Origin of the sequence: Herbaspirillum sp. AP02 (genome assembly GCF_015767275.1) — a bacterium.
Lineage (GTDB): Bacteria > Pseudomonadota > Gammaproteobacteria > Burkholderiales > Burkholderiaceae_D > Herbaspirillum.
This window is the reverse complement of sequence record NZ_JADWMY010000006.1, coordinates 162,313-178,734: the sequence shown is the minus strand read 5'-3', so window position 1 is coordinate 178,734 and position 16,422 is coordinate 162,313. Positions and strand designations below refer to the sequence as shown.

15 protein-coding genes are annotated in these 16,422 nt (G+C 63.6%); 10 read left to right on the top strand and 5 right to left on the bottom strand.

What is annotated here, in order from left to right:
- The first annotated feature begins 113 nt into the window (after nucleotides 1-113).
- From ispD to I5R65_RS14250, 3 genes are all read left to right on the top strand, one after another.
- The gene (ispD, locus tag I5R65_RS14260) at nucleotides 114-848 is read left to right on the top strand and encodes a 2-C-methyl-D-erythritol 4-phosphate cytidylyltransferase (RefSeq protein WP_180668295.1); all 735 of its coding nucleotides are present in this window, start codon (nucleotides 114-116) and stop codon (nucleotides 846-848) included.
- The gene (gene ispF, locus I5R65_RS14255; RefSeq protein WP_180668294.1) at nucleotides 845-1,354 is read left to right on the top strand and encodes a 2-C-methyl-D-erythritol 2,4-cyclodiphosphate synthase; all 510 of its coding nucleotides are present in this window, start codon (nucleotides 845-847) and stop codon (nucleotides 1,352-1,354) included. The genes ispD and ispF overlap by 4 nt, the downstream gene beginning before the upstream one ends.
- Before the next feature lie 304 nt (nucleotides 1,355-1,658).
- Nucleotides 1,659-1,865, top strand: coding sequence for a cold-shock protein (locus tag I5R65_RS14250; protein WP_006464465.1), 207 nt, complete (start codon nucleotides 1,659-1,661; stop codon nucleotides 1,863-1,865).
- 182 nt (nucleotides 1,866-2,047) lie between these two features.
- Here the strand turns inward: I5R65_RS14250 and aceB are convergent, their stop codons facing one another.
- Entirely contained in the window at nucleotides 2,048-3,634 is a 1,587-nt protein-coding gene (gene aceB / locus I5R65_RS14245; protein ID WP_180668293.1) for a malate synthase A, read from the bottom strand.
- A 270-nt stretch (nucleotides 3,635-3,904) separates the two neighbouring features.
- Between aceB and I5R65_RS14240 the strand changes: the two genes are divergently transcribed.
- From I5R65_RS14240 to I5R65_RS14225, 4 genes are all read left to right on the top strand, one after another.
- Nucleotides 3,905-4,813: a LysR family transcriptional regulator gene (locus tag I5R65_RS14240; protein WP_180668292.1), complete on the top strand. Its 909-nt coding sequence runs from the start codon at nucleotides 3,905-3,907 to the stop codon at nucleotides 4,811-4,813.
- A gap of 98 nt (nucleotides 4,814-4,911) precedes the next feature.
- Nucleotides 4,912-5,694 carry a MipA/OmpV family protein gene (locus I5R65_RS14235; protein ID WP_180668291.1) on the top strand — a complete coding sequence of 261 codons (783 nt, stop codon included), beginning with the start codon at nucleotides 4,912-4,914 and terminating at the stop codon, nucleotides 5,692-5,694.
- Between the two features lie 19 nt (nucleotides 5,695-5,713).
- Nucleotides 5,714-6,400, top strand: a complete 687-nt coding sequence (locus I5R65_RS14230) for a response regulator transcription factor (RefSeq protein WP_180668388.1) — start codon at nucleotides 5,714-5,716, stop codon at nucleotides 6,398-6,400.
- Nucleotides 6,387-7,808: a cell wall metabolism sensor histidine kinase WalK gene (locus I5R65_RS14225; protein ID WP_180668290.1), complete on the top strand. Its 1,422-nt coding sequence runs from the start codon at nucleotides 6,387-6,389 to the stop codon at nucleotides 7,806-7,808. The genes I5R65_RS14230 and I5R65_RS14225 overlap by 14 nt, the downstream gene beginning before the upstream one ends.
- Here I5R65_RS14225 and I5R65_RS14220 read toward each other — a convergent pair.
- Together I5R65_RS14220 and I5R65_RS14215 are read right to left on the bottom strand one after the other, a co-directional pair.
- Nucleotides 7,792-9,402 carry a methyl-accepting chemotaxis protein gene (locus tag I5R65_RS14220; RefSeq protein ID WP_180668289.1) on the bottom strand — a complete coding sequence of 537 codons (1,611 nt, stop codon included), beginning with the start codon at nucleotides 9,400-9,402 and terminating at the stop codon, nucleotides 7,792-7,794. The genes I5R65_RS14225 and I5R65_RS14220 overlap by 17 nt on opposite strands.
- A gap of 205 nt (nucleotides 9,403-9,607) precedes the next feature.
- The gene (locus tag I5R65_RS14215) at nucleotides 9,608-11,014 is read right to left on the bottom strand and encodes a PLP-dependent aminotransferase family protein (RefSeq protein WP_180668288.1); all 1,407 of its coding nucleotides are present in this window, start codon (nucleotides 11,012-11,014) and stop codon (nucleotides 9,608-9,610) included.
- A 220-nt stretch (nucleotides 11,015-11,234) separates the two neighbouring features.
- On the opposite strand from I5R65_RS14215, the gene I5R65_RS14210 reads away from it, so the two are divergent.
- The 3 genes from I5R65_RS14210 (at nucleotide 11,235) to I5R65_RS14200 (ending at nucleotide 15,640) form a co-directional block, all read left to right on the top strand.
- Nucleotides 11,235-12,560 (top strand): hydroxymethylglutaryl-CoA reductase, degradative, encoded by a 1,326-nt coding sequence (locus I5R65_RS14210; RefSeq protein ID WP_180668287.1) that lies wholly within the window; start codon nucleotides 11,235-11,237, stop codon nucleotides 12,558-12,560.
- Nucleotides 12,561-12,612: 52 nt separating this feature from the next.
- The gene (locus tag I5R65_RS14205) at nucleotides 12,613-13,833 is read left to right on the top strand and encodes an ABC transporter substrate-binding protein (RefSeq protein ID WP_180668286.1); all 1,221 of its coding nucleotides are present in this window, start codon (nucleotides 12,613-12,615) and stop codon (nucleotides 13,831-13,833) included.
- Between the two features lie 469 nt (nucleotides 13,834-14,302).
- A complete protein-coding gene (locus I5R65_RS14200) occupies nucleotides 14,303-15,640 on the top strand; it encodes an MFS transporter (protein ID WP_180668285.1) in 1,338 nt (445 codons plus the stop codon).
- A gap of 37 nt (nucleotides 15,641-15,677) precedes the next feature.
- Here the strand turns inward: I5R65_RS14200 and I5R65_RS14195 are convergent, their stop codons facing one another.
- Together I5R65_RS14195 and I5R65_RS24285 are read right to left on the bottom strand one after the other, a co-directional pair.
- Nucleotides 15,678-16,013 carry a helix-turn-helix domain-containing protein gene (locus I5R65_RS14195; protein ID WP_180668284.1) on the bottom strand — a complete coding sequence of 112 codons (336 nt, stop codon included), beginning with the start codon at nucleotides 16,011-16,013 and terminating at the stop codon, nucleotides 15,678-15,680.
- 215 nt (nucleotides 16,014-16,228) lie between these two features.
- A complete protein-coding gene (locus I5R65_RS24285; RefSeq protein ID WP_231395178.1) occupies nucleotides 16,229-16,414 on the bottom strand; it encodes a hypothetical protein in 186 nt (61 codons plus the stop codon).
- Between the last annotated feature and the right edge of the window lie 8 nt (nucleotides 16,415-16,422).

The following is a 16,422-nucleotide window of genomic DNA, read 5'->3' as shown; positions in this document are numbered from 1 at the left end:
AAATGCCGGCCACTTGCAAGGGATTGGCATTAGAATTCAGCCTCTCATTATAAACGATGGCCCCATCCCGGGCCGCCGCCAGGCGGGTCGCGAGCGGGGCCGGTCTGGCCCGCATGAAGCTTCCGTTGTCCTCAAGCATCCCCCCCCGACATTACGCGCTGATCCCGGCCGCCGGCGTGGGCGCCCGCATGGGCGCGCAAATTCCCAAGCAATACATGACGCTGGCCGGCAAACCCATGCTGCTGCATGCATTGGAGACCTTTGCCGCGCATCCGCGCATCGACCACAGTTTCGTGGTGGTCAGCCCCGAGGATGGCTGGATCGATGCCCTGCTGCCCCCTGCCCTGGCGGCCCACGCCACGGTACTGCGGGTGGGCGGAGCGACGCGGCAGGACAGTGTCTTCAACGGACTGCAGGCCCTCCGCGACCAGGCCGCCGATGGCGACTGGGTGCTGGTCCACGACGCTGCCCGCCCCGGTCTGGATGCGGTACTGATCGACCGCCTGCTCGATGCGCTGGCGGCTGATGAGGTCGGGGGCCTGCTGGCACTGCCGGTGGTGGATACCCTCAAACGCGGCGATGACCAGTCCCGTTCGCAGGACACCGTACCGCGTGCCGGCCTGTGGGCGGCGCAGACGCCGCAGATGTTCCGCTACGCCCTGCTGCTGCGCGCCCTGGAACAGGCGCGCCAGCAGGATCGCCTGGCCGCCATCACCGATGACGCCAGCGCCATCGAAATGCTGGGCCTGCGCCCGCGCCTGGTCGAAGGCAGCCTCCGCAATCTCAAGGTCACGCTGGCGCAGGACGCCGCGCTGGCCGAATTCTTCCTGAAAGGTCCGCACGCATGAGCACTGCCTTCCCCTTCCGCATCGGCCAGGGTTATGACTGTCACGCCCTGGTCGAAGGCCGTCCCCTGATCCTGGGCGGCGTCACCATCCCGCACAAGAAGGGCCTGCTGGGTCACTCGGACGCCGATGCCCTGCTGCACGCCATCACCGATGCCCTCTTCGGCGCGGCCGCGCTGGGCGACATCGGACGCCATTTCCCCGATACCGACCCGCAATTCAAGGGCGCCGATTCACGCGTGCTGCTGCGCGAAGCTGCCAAACGCCTGGCCGCGGCCGGCTATGTCGTGGGCAACGTGGATGCCACCATCATCGCCCAGGCACCCAAGATGGCCCCGCATATTCCGGCCATGGCGGCGCATGTTGCGGCTGACCTGGGGATTTCTGGGCAGCAAGTGAACATCAAGGCAAAAACCAATGAAAAAATGGGTTTTTTGGGCCGTGAAGAGGGGATTGCGACCGAAGCGGTTGTGCTGATCTACCGCCAGAATGCCGAAAAAGCGCTGTAGGAAACTGCCCGACAGGATAGCGTAGGACACTGACCGACAACCGGAAAGCCGCACCAGACAAGGGATTGAGGGCTGTTTCTTGCACCATTTGCCGACATGCACGGAAATCTAAAGCACCGAAAAAAACCATTAAAATTTTTAATTGAACTTTCGAGTCGAAATTGGCTTGCATTCTCAATTTAATGAGTATAATCGTCGCGTCGTTAGGATTCGAGCTGGTAGTGCGGTTCTTCGCTGTCATTCCTCCCGAGTAACGATAAAGAGCCGGGCGCAAGCCCCAATCAATTAAATTTAGGAGTCCGTAATGGCAACTGGTACCGTCAAGTGGTTCAACGATGCAAAAGGTTTTGGCTTCATCACCCCGGACGAAGGCGGCGAAGATCTGTTCGCTCACTTCTCGGCTATTCAATCGAATGGCTTCAAGTCGCTGAAGGAAAACCAACGCGTTTCCTTCGAAGTGACCACCGGCCCGAAGGGCAAGCAAGCTTCGAACATCGTTCCGGCTGCTTAAGCTTTTCAAGCTAGAAAAAATCCCCGACTCGTCGGGGATTTTTTTCGTCTGTCACTTTTGCAGTTGTCCGGATATGCCGTACGGACGAGCGGCACATCACCTCGACAACACCCCGGCCCATGAAAAATCCCCGCCCTCTTGCGAGTGGCGGGGATGTTCATTCCGGCTGAAGAGGAACTGAATCAGATTTCTTCGTACAGAGGCAGCGTCAGGAATTCGGCAAAGGTCTCGGAGGTGGACATCTCTTCGAAGATCTTGGCCGCACGGTCATAGGTAGGACCGTCGCCGGCCACCTGCTTCACCTTGGCCAGCTCTTCCGGGATCATGGCGCGCACCATGTCGGCCGTGACCTTGCGGCCATCTTCCAAATTGCCCTTGGCGCTGCGAATCCACTGCCACACCTGGGCACGGCTGATCTCGGCGGTCGCCGCATCTTCCATCAGGTTATGGATGGGCACGCAACCGTTGCCAGCCAGCCAGGCGCCCAGGTAGTGGATACCGACGTTGATGTTGTAGCGCAGGCCTGCTTCGGTGATCGGCGTCTCCGGCTGGAAGTTCAGCAGGTCGGCCGCCTTCACGTCCACGTCCGGACGCTGCTTCTCGAACTGGTTGGGCTTGTCGCCCAGCACGGCCACGAATTCCTTCATCGAAGCCTCGACCAGGCCCGGATGCGCGACCCAGCCGCCGTCATAGCCATCGGTGGCGTCACGACGCTTGTCGTTGATGATGCCCTGCATGGCGATGGCGTTCTTTTCCGGATCGTTCTTGATCGGGATCAGCGCGCTCATGCCGCCGATGGCCGGGGCGCCGCGCTTGTGGCAGGTCTTCAGCAGCAGTAGCGCATAGGCACGCATGAAGGGTGCGGTCATGGTGACCTTGGCGCGATCGGCCAGGCAGAAGTCCTTGTCGTTCTTGAACTTCTTGATGCAGGAGAAGATGTAGTCCCAACGACCGGCATTCAGGCCAGCGCTGTGCTCGCGCAGTTCGTACAGGATTTCTTCCATCTCGAAGGCCGCGGTGATGGTCTCGATCAGGACGGTGGCCTTGATGGTGCCTTGCGGCAGGCCGATCTCGTTCTGCGCCATCACGAAGATGTCGTTCCATAGGCGCGCTTCCAGGTGCGACTCCATCTTGGGCAGGTAGAAGTACGGACCGGCGCCACGGGCCAGCTGTTCCTTGGCATTGTGGAACAGGAACAGGGCGAAATCGAAGATGCCGCCGGAGATGCGCTTGCCGTCCAGGGTGACGTGCTTTTCATCCAGGTGCCAGCCGCGCGGACGCACCACCAGGGTGGCGATCTTGTCGTTGAGCTTGTAGCTCTTGCCGTTGGATTCCAACGAGATGGTGCGACGGATGGCGTCGGACAGGTTGATCTGGCCGCTGATCTGGTTATCCCAGACCGGCGAGTTGGAATCCTCGAAGTCGGTCATGTAGCTGTCGGCGCCCGAGTTGAAGGCGTTGATGACCATCTTGCGCTCGACCGGACCGGTAATTTCCACGCGACGGCACTTCAGGGCCTCGGGGATGGGCGCGATCTTCCAGTCGCCGGTGCGGATCGACTCGGTTTCCTTCAGGAAGTCGGGGCGCTCGCCGGCATCCAGGCGCTTGACGCGCTCGGCGCGGGCGGCCAGCAGTTCCTGGCGACGGCCTTCGAAGGCGCGCGAGAGCTTGGCGACCAGCGACAGGGCGTCAAAGGTCAGAACGTTCTCGTAACCCGGCTTGATCTCGCCGGAGATTTCCATGCCGGTAGGCAGCTTCAGTTGCGTCATGCTGGACTCCTCAAAAAGAAAAATGGACTAGGTGATCTTGTTTATCTTGTTTTCATGATTGTGCCTGATGCGCTGTCGCTTTTTGCGTCGCATCACGCACTTTATGTACGCAGTATATTTAAACAAAATCCATATGAGTGGAAGCTTTTATCACTTTATCTTTGCGTTTTAGTCATAAGTGAGCAGATAATCAGCAGCTGATGGGGATTCCGCCCACGCCACTCCCGGCGCGGCTTTACCCCTGATTCCAGCCTCTCCACAGGGACCCGCATGGACCAGTTCAAGCAGATTTCGACCTTTGCCGAGGTCGCCGCCCGTGGCAGCCTGTCAGCCGCGGCCCGCGCCGAAGGCATCGCCCCGGCCATGATAGGCCGGCGGCTGGACGCACTGGAAGAGCGCCTGGGCGTGAAACTGTTGCAGAGGACCACCCGCAAGATCATGCTCACCAATGAGGGCGCGGCCTTCCTAGAAGATTGCCAGCGCATCCTGGCCGACCTGGAAGATGCCGAATCGGCCGTCTCCGAACGCAGCGCCCGCGCCAGCGGGCAACTGCTGATCTCGGCCCCGGCCGGGTTCGGACGCCAGCACGTGGCGCCTCTGGTCCCCTCCTTCCTGGCCGAGCATCGCGACGTGACGCTGACGCTGAACCTGAACGATCGCATTGCCGACGTCATCGGTGAAGGGATAGACGTCGCCATCCGCATCGCCACCCTGACCGACTCCAACCTGGTGAGCGTGAAGCTGGCGGACAACCATCGCGTCATCGTCGCGGCTCCCTCCTACCTGCGCCGCCACGGCACGCCGCAGGCGCCGGATGAGCTGGTACGCCACAATTGCCTGGCCATGAGCAGCGAAGGCAGCCAGCGCGGCTGGACCCTGAAGCAATCGGGCAAGGTCAGCATCTACAAGGTCGGCGGCAACATGGTCTGCAATGACGGCGAGGTGCTGCACAACTGGGCGCTGGCCGGCCGTGGATTGGCCTGGCGTTCGATGTGGGAAGTCGGCGCCGCCATCGAGGCCGGCGAGCTGGTGACCGTGCTGGACAGGTTCGCCGCCCCGGCGCCCTCCATCTACGCCGTGTTCGCGCAGCGGCGTCACCTGCCCTTGCGTATCCGCGCATTTGTGGATTTCCTGCGGCACGCGTATGCCCAGCCGGATTACTGGAAGCAGGCCAGATGATCGATGTCGGCATGTGCCGCAGGTAAGGATGCGGTAAGACAGGTCACGGGATGATGCCGGCGTCACATCCCCCTTTACGTCTTCCCCCTGGAGTACACATGTCGAACCGCCTCTCTGCGCGCCTGCCCCTGGCCTGCGCTACGTTACTGATGCTGCCCCTCCTGGCCCACGGCCAGCAATCCGCCGCCGCCGAGCCCACCTCCGACAACGCCAGCCAATGGGCGCTGGGTGCCGGCGTGGGCGTGGAGCGCAGTCCCTATGCCGGCTACGGCAATCGCACCCGGGCGCTGCCGCTGCTTATGTACAATGGCCCCCGGTTCCGGCTGTTCGGCACCACGGCCGACCTGAAGCTGGGTGCCGTCGGCCCGGTGGGGTTCTCGCTGCGGGCACAGTACACCGATGAGGGCTATGAAAGCAGCGATGCGCCTATCCTGAACGGCATGGAAAAGCGCAAGGGCAGCTTCTGGCTGGGCGGCGCCGCCCTGTGGCGCAACCCGTATGCCGACCTGTCCCTGGAATGGCTGGCCGATGCCTCCGGCAACAGCCATGGACAGACCGTCAAGCTGCGCGGGGAGCACCGTTTCAAGAGCGGTCGCTTCACACTGGCCCCCTATCTGGGAGTGAACTGGATGAGCAGCGACTATGTGGACTACTACTTCGGCGTACGCAGCAACGAGGTCCGCGCCGGTCGCGCCTTCTACCAGGGCAGCTCGACCGCCAATCTGGTCGGTGGCCTGCGTACCGACTGGCAGATGACATCCTCGCAGTCGCTGTTCCTGGATCTGCGCGTGACCCGCTTCGGCAGCGGCATCACCGACAGCCCGCTGGTCGATCGCAGCAGCGCCGCCGCAGTCCGGGCCGGTTACCTCTACCACTTCTGACGGAACCCATTCCTTCATGATGAATCGCATCGCCCTGCTGGAAGACCATGAACGCATGGCCGCGCTGATCAGCCGGGCGCTGGCGACGGCAGGCATCGAGACCGATGTCTACGGCACGCTGTCCCAGGCCACCACCGGCCTGGCACAGATCCGCTATCCGGCCCTGGTGCTGGATCGCAACCTGCCCGATGGCGACGGCCTGCAACTGGTGCGCCAGTTGCGCGCCCGCCGCATCGATACGCCCTGTCTCATGCTGACCGCCCGCGATGCCCTGCATGACCGTATCGACGGACTGGAAGCGGGCGCGGACGATTACCTGCCCAAACCCTTTTCGATGGAAGAACTGGTGGCCCGCGTGCGTGCGCTGATGCGACGCGCACCGCAGCAGCAAAGCCTGGCACCGGAACATGGCGACCTGCGCATCGATCCGACGGAAAGCCGGATGGTGTGCGGGGCGGAGTCGATTTCCCTGTCCTCGGCCGAGCTGCAGCTGATGCTGGTCCTGGTGCGGGCAGCCGGGGCCACGGCACGTCGTACCGCGCTGGAGGCCGCCGCCTGGGGCATTGCCGAGCCGGTCACGCCCAACGCACTGGACGTGGCCTTGCATCGCCTGCGACGCAAGCTGGCCGGCATCGATTCCGGCTTACAGATCATCAACCAACGTGGATTGGGCTATGCCCTGAAACTGCAGCATGAAGACGCCTGAGGCCAGCACCGCTACCAACGCCACCAACATGACGGACACCCCCGCCCGGGCTGGCTGCAACCGTAGCCTGGCCCGGCACCTGCAGGTGGTGACCGCACTGGTGCTGACAGTCACCGGTGCCGTGATCATCGGCGCCATCACGCTGATGCTGCGCTGGGGACCGGACCTGCTGACCGACCTGTCGTTGAAGAACAATGCCGGCCAGGTCATCAAGGGCCTGCAGTTCGACCAGAACGACCGCCCCTACCGCACCGCCATCAACGACAAGGACGACGCTGCCTACGAAATCCTCAAGGCCGATAGCGTCTATCGCATCCTGGATGAGCGGGGCCGTGTCCTGCTGGCCTCGGATGGCATCACCCAGCCCTATGCCGAGCCGGGCAATCCCTTCACACCCGCGCCAGCGCGACTGAAACTGCGTGTCGATGGTCGCACCCTGCATGTACTCACCCGGCAGTTCGAACATGGCGGCCGCAACTACTACGTCCAGGTCATGCGCAGCGAGCGCCTGCTGCGCATCATCCAGGATGACAAGGGGCAGCGCCTGACCTGGATGATCATCATCGGCGCCATTGTCTGCGCGCTGCTGTTTTCCATCGTCGTGGCGGTGACCCTGCATCATCTGCTCCAGCCCTTGCGCCGGGCCGCCAATGCGGCGGCCACCATTGACATCGACAATCTGTCGGCGCGCCTGTCGGTACAAGACGTACCCCGCGAGATCACGCCGCTGTTCCACTCGGTGAACCTGGCACTGGATCGACTGGAGCAGGGCTACCGCCAGCAGCGCGATTTCCTGGCCACCGCGGCCCATGAACTGAAGACGCCACTGACCCTCATGCGCGGTCAGGTCGAACTGGGCGACGTCGCCGACGGCGAGATACTGCTGCAGGATATCGATCGCATGGCGCGCCAGGTGCAGCAACTGCTGACCCTGGCCGAAGCCAGCGAGCGCCACAACTACAGCATGCAGCAGACCGCCCCGCAGGCCGCCTGGGGGCAGGCCGCCAGCCAGCTGGAACGGCTGGCGCAGCAGATGGCGGTAAAGGTGGTGATCGAACCGGCCGACAGTGCGCCACCGCCCATGATCCTGGCCGATCCGGGTGCGCTGGGGGTGCTGTGCAAGAACCTGCTGGAAAATGCCCTGCATCACAGCCCGCCGGGCGGAACCGTGACGCTGCAGGCCAATGCCCGACGGCTGTCGGTACGCGACGAGGGAGCGGGCATCGCGGAGGACGCCCTGCCCCACCTGTTCGAGCGCTTCTGGCGCGGGCCGCATCGACGCGACCAGGGCGCGGGGCTGGGTTTATCCATCTGCGCCGAGATCGCCCAGGCGCATGGCTGGGAAATCACGGCAGGCAACGGCCCGCGTGGGGCCGTCTTCGAGGTTCGGTTCAGCCGGGCAGCGTAGGCCCGCTCGGCGTGACGTCGATCTCGCGTCGTACCACCGGTTCGCCCTCGCTGAGCCGGAACACGCTGACCATCTGCATCAACTGACCAGCCTGGTTCTGCATCGAGGCCGCTGCTGCGGCCGCTTCTTCCACCAGCGCGGCGTTCTGCTGGGTGACCTGATCCATCTGGGTGATGGCCAGGTTGATCTGTTCGATGCCGTTGGTCTGCTCGGCGCTGGCAGCGCTGATCTCGGCCACGATATCGGTCACGCGGCGCACGCTGCTGACCACTTCCTGCATGGTGTTGCCCGCCTGTTCGACCAGGCGGCTGCCGTCGTCGACCTTTTCCACCGAATCGTTGATCAGTTCCTTGATTTCCTTGGCGGCCGAAGCCGAGCGCTGGGCCAGCGAACGCACTTCCGAGGCCACCACCGCGAAACCACGTCCCTGCTCCCCTGCACGGGCCGCTTCCACGGCGGCGTTCAGGGCCAAGATATTGGTCTGGAAGGCGATGCCATCGATCACGCTGATGATTTCCACGATCTTGCGTGAAGAGGCATTGATGGCGCCCATGGTGTCGACCACCTGGTTGACCACACCCCCGCCCTGCTCGGCCACGGCCGAGGCGGAATGCGCCAGCTGGCTGGCCTGGCGGGCGTTGTCGGCGTTCTGGCGCACGGTGGAGATGAGTTCTTCCATGGCCGAGGCGGTTTCCTCCAGCGAGCTGGCCTGCTGCTCGGTGCGCGAGGACAGGTCCAGGTTACCGGCCGCAATCTCGGAGGAGGCGGTGCTGATGGTGTCGGTGCCGGTGCGCACGTTGGAGACGATGCCACGCAGGCTGTCGTTCATGTCCCGCAGGGATTGCAGCAACTGGCCGGTTTCGTCACGCGTACTGACCTGCACCTGGGCCGAGAGGTCGCCTTCGGCCACCTTGCGCGAGACGGTCACGGCCGTCTGCAGCGGCTTGGTGATGCCCAGCGTCAGGTAGCGCGCCAGCACGATGCCCAGCAGCAGGATCAAGCCTTCCAGCACCAGGATCAGCACCCGGCTCTGGGCGGCGATGTCGTCGATTTCCTTGGCGGTTTCATCGATGTCCTTGCGCTGCAGATCGACCATGTCGCGCATCAATTGCTGGTACGCGGCAGCAGTCGGCACGAAGGTCTTGTCCAGCAACTGCATGGCCTCATCCACCTTGCCTTCGGCCTTGAGCTTGACGATCTGGTCGCGCGAGGACAGGTAGATCTTGCGTTGCTCGCCGATCTTCTGGAACAGCTCCTTTTCGCGAGGGGTCACCAGCAGCTTCTCTACCGCCTTCTGGTATTCGGTGGAACTGCGGGTCGATTCGGCCGCCTCGGCGGCGAAATAGGGGCCCAGCGACGGGTCGCTGCTCTTGGCGATGGCCAGCGTGCGGCGAATGCCGGATGAGAGGTTGGTGTACCAATCCCCCATGATCCGCTCGGTCTTGAGAGGATCGCTCATCATTTCACGGGTCGCGGAGGAGACCTGCTCCAGTCGCCACAGGCTCATCCCCGCCACCACGGCGGAAAAAGCCAGGATGACGGCAAAGCCGAGCGTGAGGCGCTTGCCGATATTCATATTGCCTAAGATGTTCATTTGAGATCCGTCCCGAGTGAAGCACCTGACAGGCACTCCCCCAATAGTTAGCATGCTTTCATTATTCTTTTGACCACGACAACCCCGATTGCCGCTGCCTTGCACTATGGCACGCGGGATCAGGCTGGACAAGAAAGCAAAAGGCAGAACACATGGGCAATGCGGCCTCACTTCCCACGTGCGACCCAGGAGGGTCGGATACGCCTCAGCCGCCGGGAATGCCACCGGAAGTGATCATCATTTCTGCCATCGCCGACGCGAAACGGGGATCGGACAACAAACCGACATTGAAGCGCGACCAGGGTACGTCCTGCTCGGGATCGACATGGAAAATGCTGCCCGGCGCCAGGACGATATGGCGCGCCATCAGGCCTTGGGCGAGCCGTTTGGCATCCGGGAAGGCCGGGAATCTCGCCCAGAGGTACATGGATTGCTGTGGTGCACAGAACAATTGCGCACCCAGTTGCTGCAACTGCTGGCAGGCGGCTTCGGTGGCCTGGGTCAGGCGGTCCCGCAGGCGTGCGGTATGACGGCTGAAATGGCCATCGGAGAGGATCACGTCCAGGGTCCGTTCGCAGTATTCGGAGCTGCTCATATGGACCAGCATCTTGATGTCGGCCAGGTCGCTGGCCAGGTCGCGATGGCAGGCAATGAAGCCCACCCGCAAGGCGGCCGAGACCGACTTGGAAAAACTGCCGATGTAGAGCGTGCGGCGCAACTGGTCGAGGGTGGCGATGCGGGGCGCGGTGGCCGGCTTGAAGTCGGCGAAGGCATCGTTCTCGACGATGAGGGCATCGTAGCGGTCGGCCAGTTGCAGGATCTTGTGGGCCTTGTGGGGCGAGGTATCGGAGGCGGTCGGATTGTGTGCCAGCGACTGCGTGAAGAACAGCGGCGGCTTGCCCGGCAGCTTCAGTTCGCGTTCCAGTGCGTCCACGTCCGGCCCGTCCGGCAGGCGCGGAATGCCGACGATGCGCGCCCCCGAGAGCTTGAGCTTGCCATAGAGCATGTAGTAGCCCGGCTCATCGACCAGCACCCGGTCACCGGGGCGCACGAAGTTGCGGATCACGATATCCAGCGCCTGGTTGGCGCCGTGGGTCAGGACGATCTGGCCGGTGCCGGCCTCGATGCCGTGCTGGGCCAGTTTCTGCACCAGATGCTGGCGCAGTGGCAGGTAACCGAAACGGCTGCCATAGCCGAATAGCGCGCCCATGCCGGTGCGCACCACCTTCTGATGGAACTTGTCCAGCCGCACGTCGTGCAACCACTCCACCGGCGGAAAACCATCACCCAGGCGCAGATGACCGGGGTCGTGCTTCAACTGTTCGCGCATGAGCCAGACCACGTCCATAGCCCGGCTCAGGCTGCCCTCCTCTTCTTCCTTGGGGCGCGGCGGTGTCACGCAGACGAAGAAGCCGGAGCCGCGACGCGGCTCCACCACGCCCTGGGCCGTCAGTTCATCGAAGACGTTGACGATGGTGTTCTTGGCGCAGCCATGTCGCGCCGCCATTTCGCGGATCGACGGCAGCCTGCTGCCGGGCGGGTGCAGGCCTTCGGCGATCTGGCGGCGGATCAGTTGAACCAGGGTGCTGGTGAGGGTGGGTGCGTCAGCCATGGCGACGGGTCTCCGGCGAGGCCTCTGGCGGGCCTGGGGTGGGCAAAAAATGAAGATTCTTGCTGCAATGCAAAGGGATTGTCTTGGGTACAGTTCACCTGCTGTTGGTCACAACTGTACCCACGCGCAATGGTACACGCTTGCTATCCTGCCTGCGCGGTCCGGGGAAGACTTCCTTGCCAGGGCCGACGACACCAACGACAACCAGTGAGACAAACGCATGCGCAATGACGCCCTCCCGGGTGCGGCCCCGGATTCCCGCCTGCCCGGCTTCCGTTCCCTTGCTCCCGCCGAGCGCCTGGCCGAAGTCGGCCGGCTGGCCCAGCTGGATGAGGCCGAACAGGCTCTGCTGGGACAACCCGGCGGCCTGCCGCTGACGACCGCCAACGGCATGATCGAAAACGTGGTCGGCACCTTCCAGCTGCCGCTGGGCGTGGCCGGCTACTTCCAGCTGAACGGCCGTGACGTGCTGGTCCCCATGGCCGTGGAAGAACCGTCGGTGGTGGCCGCGGCCTCCTTCATGGCCAAGCTGGTGCGCGCCTGCGGCGGCTTCCAGACCTCCAGCAGCACGCCACTGATGCGGGCGCAGATCCAGCTGATCGGCGTGGGCGATCCGCATGGAGCGCGCTTGGCCATCCTCAAGGAACGCCAGGCCATCATCGACATCGCCAACAGCCGCGACCAGTTGCTCAACCAGCTCGGAGGCGGTTGCCGCGACATCGAGGTGCATGTCTTCCCCGATACCCGCCGCGGCGCCATGGTGGTGACCCACCTGATCGTAGATGTGCGCGATGCGATGGGCGCCAATACCGTCAATACCATGGCCGAGGCAGTGGCTGGCCATATCGAGCAGATCACCGGCGGCCGCGTGCGGCTGCGCATCCTCTCCAACCTGGCCGACCTGCGCCTGGCGCGGGCGCGGGTGAAGGTCTCGGCCAAGGTGCTGGCCACCGAGCAATACAGTGGCGAGGAAGTCATCAACGGCATCGTCGATGCCTATGAATTCGCCGCCGTCGATCCTTACCGGGCAGCCACCCACAACAAGGGCATCATGAACGGCATCGACCCGGTGATCGTGGCCACCGGCAACGACTGGCGGGCGGTGGAAGCCGGCGCCCATGCCTACGCCTGCCGCCAGGGACGCTACACTTCGCTGACCCATTGGGAAATCGCCGCCGACGGCGACCTGGTGGGCACGCTGGAAATCCCCATGCCGGTGGGCCTGGTGGGCGGTGCCACCAAGACCCATCCGGCCGCCCGCGCGGCGCTGAAGATCCTGCGCGTGCAAAGCGCCCAGGAACTGGCCGAAGTCGCCGTGGCCGTGGGCCTGGCACAGAACATGGCGGCCCTGCGCGCCCTGGCCACCGAAGGCATACAGCGCGGCCACATGGCGCTGCATGCCCGCAATATCGCGCTGGCGGCCGGCGCCGAACCGGCGGAAATGGACTGGCTGGTGCAACAGATGGTCGCCAGCCATGACGTGCGGGTGGACTATGCCCGCCAGTTGCTGGTGCAACGCCGCCTGGGCTCAATCGCAGTGCAGTGATCACGAACCACGAGCCGCCACCAGGCGGCCGATAAAAACGAGGAGACAAAGCATGACTACATCGACCAAGCTACGCCTGCTGGCCGCGACCTGCGCCGTTGCCGGCGCCTTTGGCCTGGCCGGCCCGGCGGCGGCCCAGGTATCCAACGACGCCGTGCGCATCGGCTTCATCACCGACATGTCCGGCCCCTATGCCGATACCGATGGCCTGGGCGGCCTGGAGGCGATCCGCATGGCGGTGGCCGACTACGGCGGCAAGGTGCTGGGCAAACCCATCGAGGTGATCTCGGCAGACCACCAGAACAAGGCCGACATCGCCGCCACCCGTGCCCGCGAATGGGCCGACGAGCGCGGCCTGGACATGCTGATCGGCGGCGTGAACTCGGCCACGGCCTTGTCCATGAACAAGGTGATGGCCGAGAAGAAGCGGGTCTACATCAACATCGGCGCCGGCACCGCGCGCCTGACCAATGAGGAATGCACGCCCTACACCGTGCACTACGAATACGACACCGTGGCCCTGGCCAAGGGCACGGCCAGCGCGGTGATCAAGCAGGGCGGCAAGTCCTGGTTCTTCCTGGTCGCCGACTATGCCTTCGGCCATTCGCTGGCCAACGACACCAGCGCCGTGGTCAAGGCCAGCGGCGGCACGGTGGTGGGATCGATCAAGCACCCGCCGCAATCCTCGGACCTGTCGTCCTTCCTGCTGCAGGCCCAGGCCTCCAAGGCGCAGATCCTGGGCCTGGCCAATGCCGGCGAAGACACCGTCAATTCGATCAAGGCCGCCAAGGAATTCGGCGTCACCAAGACCATGAAGCTGGTGGGCCTGCTGATGGTGATCAACGATATCCACGCCCTGGGCCTGGCCAATGCCGAGGGCCTGATGATGACCGACAGCTGGTACTGGGACAAGGACGAGCCTTCGCGCAAGTTCGCCGAACGCTTCTTCCAGAAGATGAAGAAGATGCCCAGCACCCACCAGGCAGCCGCCTATTCGGCCACCATGACCTATCTGAAGGCAGTGGAGGCGACCGGCACCGATGATTCGACCAAGGTGATGGCGCAGTTGAAGAAGACCCGCATCGACGACTTCTACAACAAGGGCTATATCCGCGCCGACGGCCGCAACATCCATGACATGTATCTGTACCAGGTGAAGTCGCCAGCCGAATCGAAGAAGCCCTGGGATTACCTGAAGCTGCTGGAGACCATCCCGGGCGAGCAGGCCTTCACCACCGTGGCGGAGTCCAAGTGCAGCCTGCTCAAGCAATGAGGCAGCAGACATCTTCCCCGGCCGCGACGGGTCGGCGCGGCTGACCTGTCGTTTCCAGGAGACCGGCAGGGGTTGACTGAGGTTCATGGGGCTCATGGGGCTCATGGGCCCCCTGAGCCGGGGTTAACGGGTGTTTTAGGCAAGAGAAGACGGTGAGGCCCGCGGGACGGGCCTCACCGTTTTTTTATCTTCACATTTGCAATACGAAATGTGACGAAAGACTGACCAATCGTGCGGACTTTGTCGGGAAGGTGGGCCCAGGCTTGCCTAAGCCGCCGCTTGCGCCTACTCTTGCAAGCCCGCCCCCTCCCGACCGCTCCCCCTGCTGCAGCCGCAGCGGTCGTAACGTGGCGGCACAATATCGCGCGCGCTCACCCGTCAGCGACGACACAGCGCCCGGTCACGTTCATGCGGACCAGGACGCGAAGACACGGCAGAACTGCCCTACCGATACGCCAAGGAGCCCCTTTTGAGTCAGCCTCAAGCCAACCGCCCTACTCGCCCGCCCACGCCATCCACGCCGCCCTCACCGTCCAGCCAGGCGGGCTTTACCCGCTACCAGAAGACCGTGACCGGCCTGCTGGCCTTCCTGCAATTTGCCGTCATCCTGGACTTCATGCTGATGTCGCCGCTGGGCGCGGTGATCATGCCGGCCATGCAGATCACACCGCAGCAGTTCGGCCTGGTGGTATCGGCCTATGCCTTCAGCGCTGGTGCCTCCGGCCTGCTCACCGCGGGCTTTGCGGACCGCTTCGACCGCAAGCGCCTGCTGCTGTTCTTCTACGGCGGCTTCGTGATCGGCACCATCTGGTGCGGCCTGGCGCAAAGTTTCGAGAGCCTGCTGCTGGCGCGCATCGTGACGGGTCTCTTCGGCGGGGTGATCGGTTCCATCACGCTGGCCATCGCCACCGACCTGTTCGCGCCCCATCTGCGCGGGCGTGTCATGGGGATCATCCAGACCTCGTTTGCGGCCAGCCAGGTGCTGGGCATCCCGATCGGCCTGTACCTGTCCAATACCTGGAACTGGCATATCCCCTTCCTGGCCATGGCGGCGCTGGGGGCAGTCGGGGGGGTGGTGGTGTCGATGAAGATGCAGCCGGTGGACGGCCACCTGAAGCTCAAGCAGGAACACAGTGCGTGGATGCACCTGTATCACACCATGACCGAACCGCGCCATCTGACCGCCTTCGCCACGACGGCGCTGCTGATGACCGGTGGCTTCATGCTCATGCCCTTCAGCAGTGCCTATCTGGTCGGCAACCTGGGCATCGACTTGCACCACCTGCCGACGGTCTACCTGGTCACGGGGCTGTGCACCATTGCCTTCGGCCCGCTGATCGGGCGTGCGGCCGACAAGGTCGGCAAGTTCCGCGTGTTCCTCTTCGGGGCGGTGCTGTCGATCATCATGGTGTTGATCTATACCCACCTGGGGCCGGTGACGGTGCCGATGATCGTGCTGGTCAATGCGGTGTTGTTCCTGGGTATTTTCTCGCGGATGATCCCATTCCAGGCGCTGGTCTCGTCGATCCCGTCGCCGACCCAGCGCGGCTCGTTCAATGCCGTGAGCGCCTCGATCCAGCAACTTTCCGGTGGCCTGGCCTCGGTGGTGGCCGGCCATATCGTTACGCTCGGGCCTGATGGGCAATTACGGCACTTCGATGTGGTCGGTTTTGTGATCGTCGGCACGACCCTGCTGGCCTCCTTGCTGGTCTGGCGCCTGAATCGGGATGTGCAGTTGCGGGCCGCAGCGACGGCCGCGGAAGCGGCAAACACCGCGGCGACCGCTGCACCGGGTGCAGGCAGATAAGCTTCCTGCCCGCGCCTGGCGGGGCTGGCAGCCTGCTTCAGGGGCAGTCCCGTCCCGCATAACCGGCCAGGATGCGGATGATTTCCCGGCCCTGCAGGTCGGAACGGCAGTAGTGATCGATCAGCAGCCGTACGTCCTTGTCTCCCTCCTGCGGCAGCACCTCGGGCTCGCTGCCGGTCAGCAGCCAGTTGAGGTCCACCGCCAGTTCACGATGCAACTGCAACAGCAACTCGCCACCGGGCATCGCCTTGCCGGCTTCCAGCCAGCTGATGTGTCCGGTGGATGTATTGAGGCGCTGACCCAGCTCGCGCTGGCTCAGGCCGTTGGCGAGCCGGATCTCCTTGATCCGGCCGCCGATTTCTTCACTGAACATGTCCTCTCCTCAATACGGGCAGGTCATGCGCGCCACCCGTATCCCTTGCCTGGCCTGCCTGGCAACGGCGCCGGCAAGACCACAGGCATTAACTTCAGCCGCGCTTGACGACCAAAAAACTCGCCACCATCATCACCAGCGACTTGCCGCGTTCTGTGGCGCTGACATAGTCCTTGATGAGGGCCTTGACATGAAAGCCGTGGCGCGGCGGCAATTCAGCCTCCATGCCACTGAGCAGCCAGTTGATGTTGACGTCGAACTCGCGATGCAGGGTGCGCAGGAATCACCGCCATGGCGAGGATGGCGATCAGCAAAAGCAGATACATCACCATATTGACCATCGAGTCGACGAACCCGGGCCAGAAATTTTGATCATCTGCATCGGTGTAATGGCCTGCCATTTTTTCTC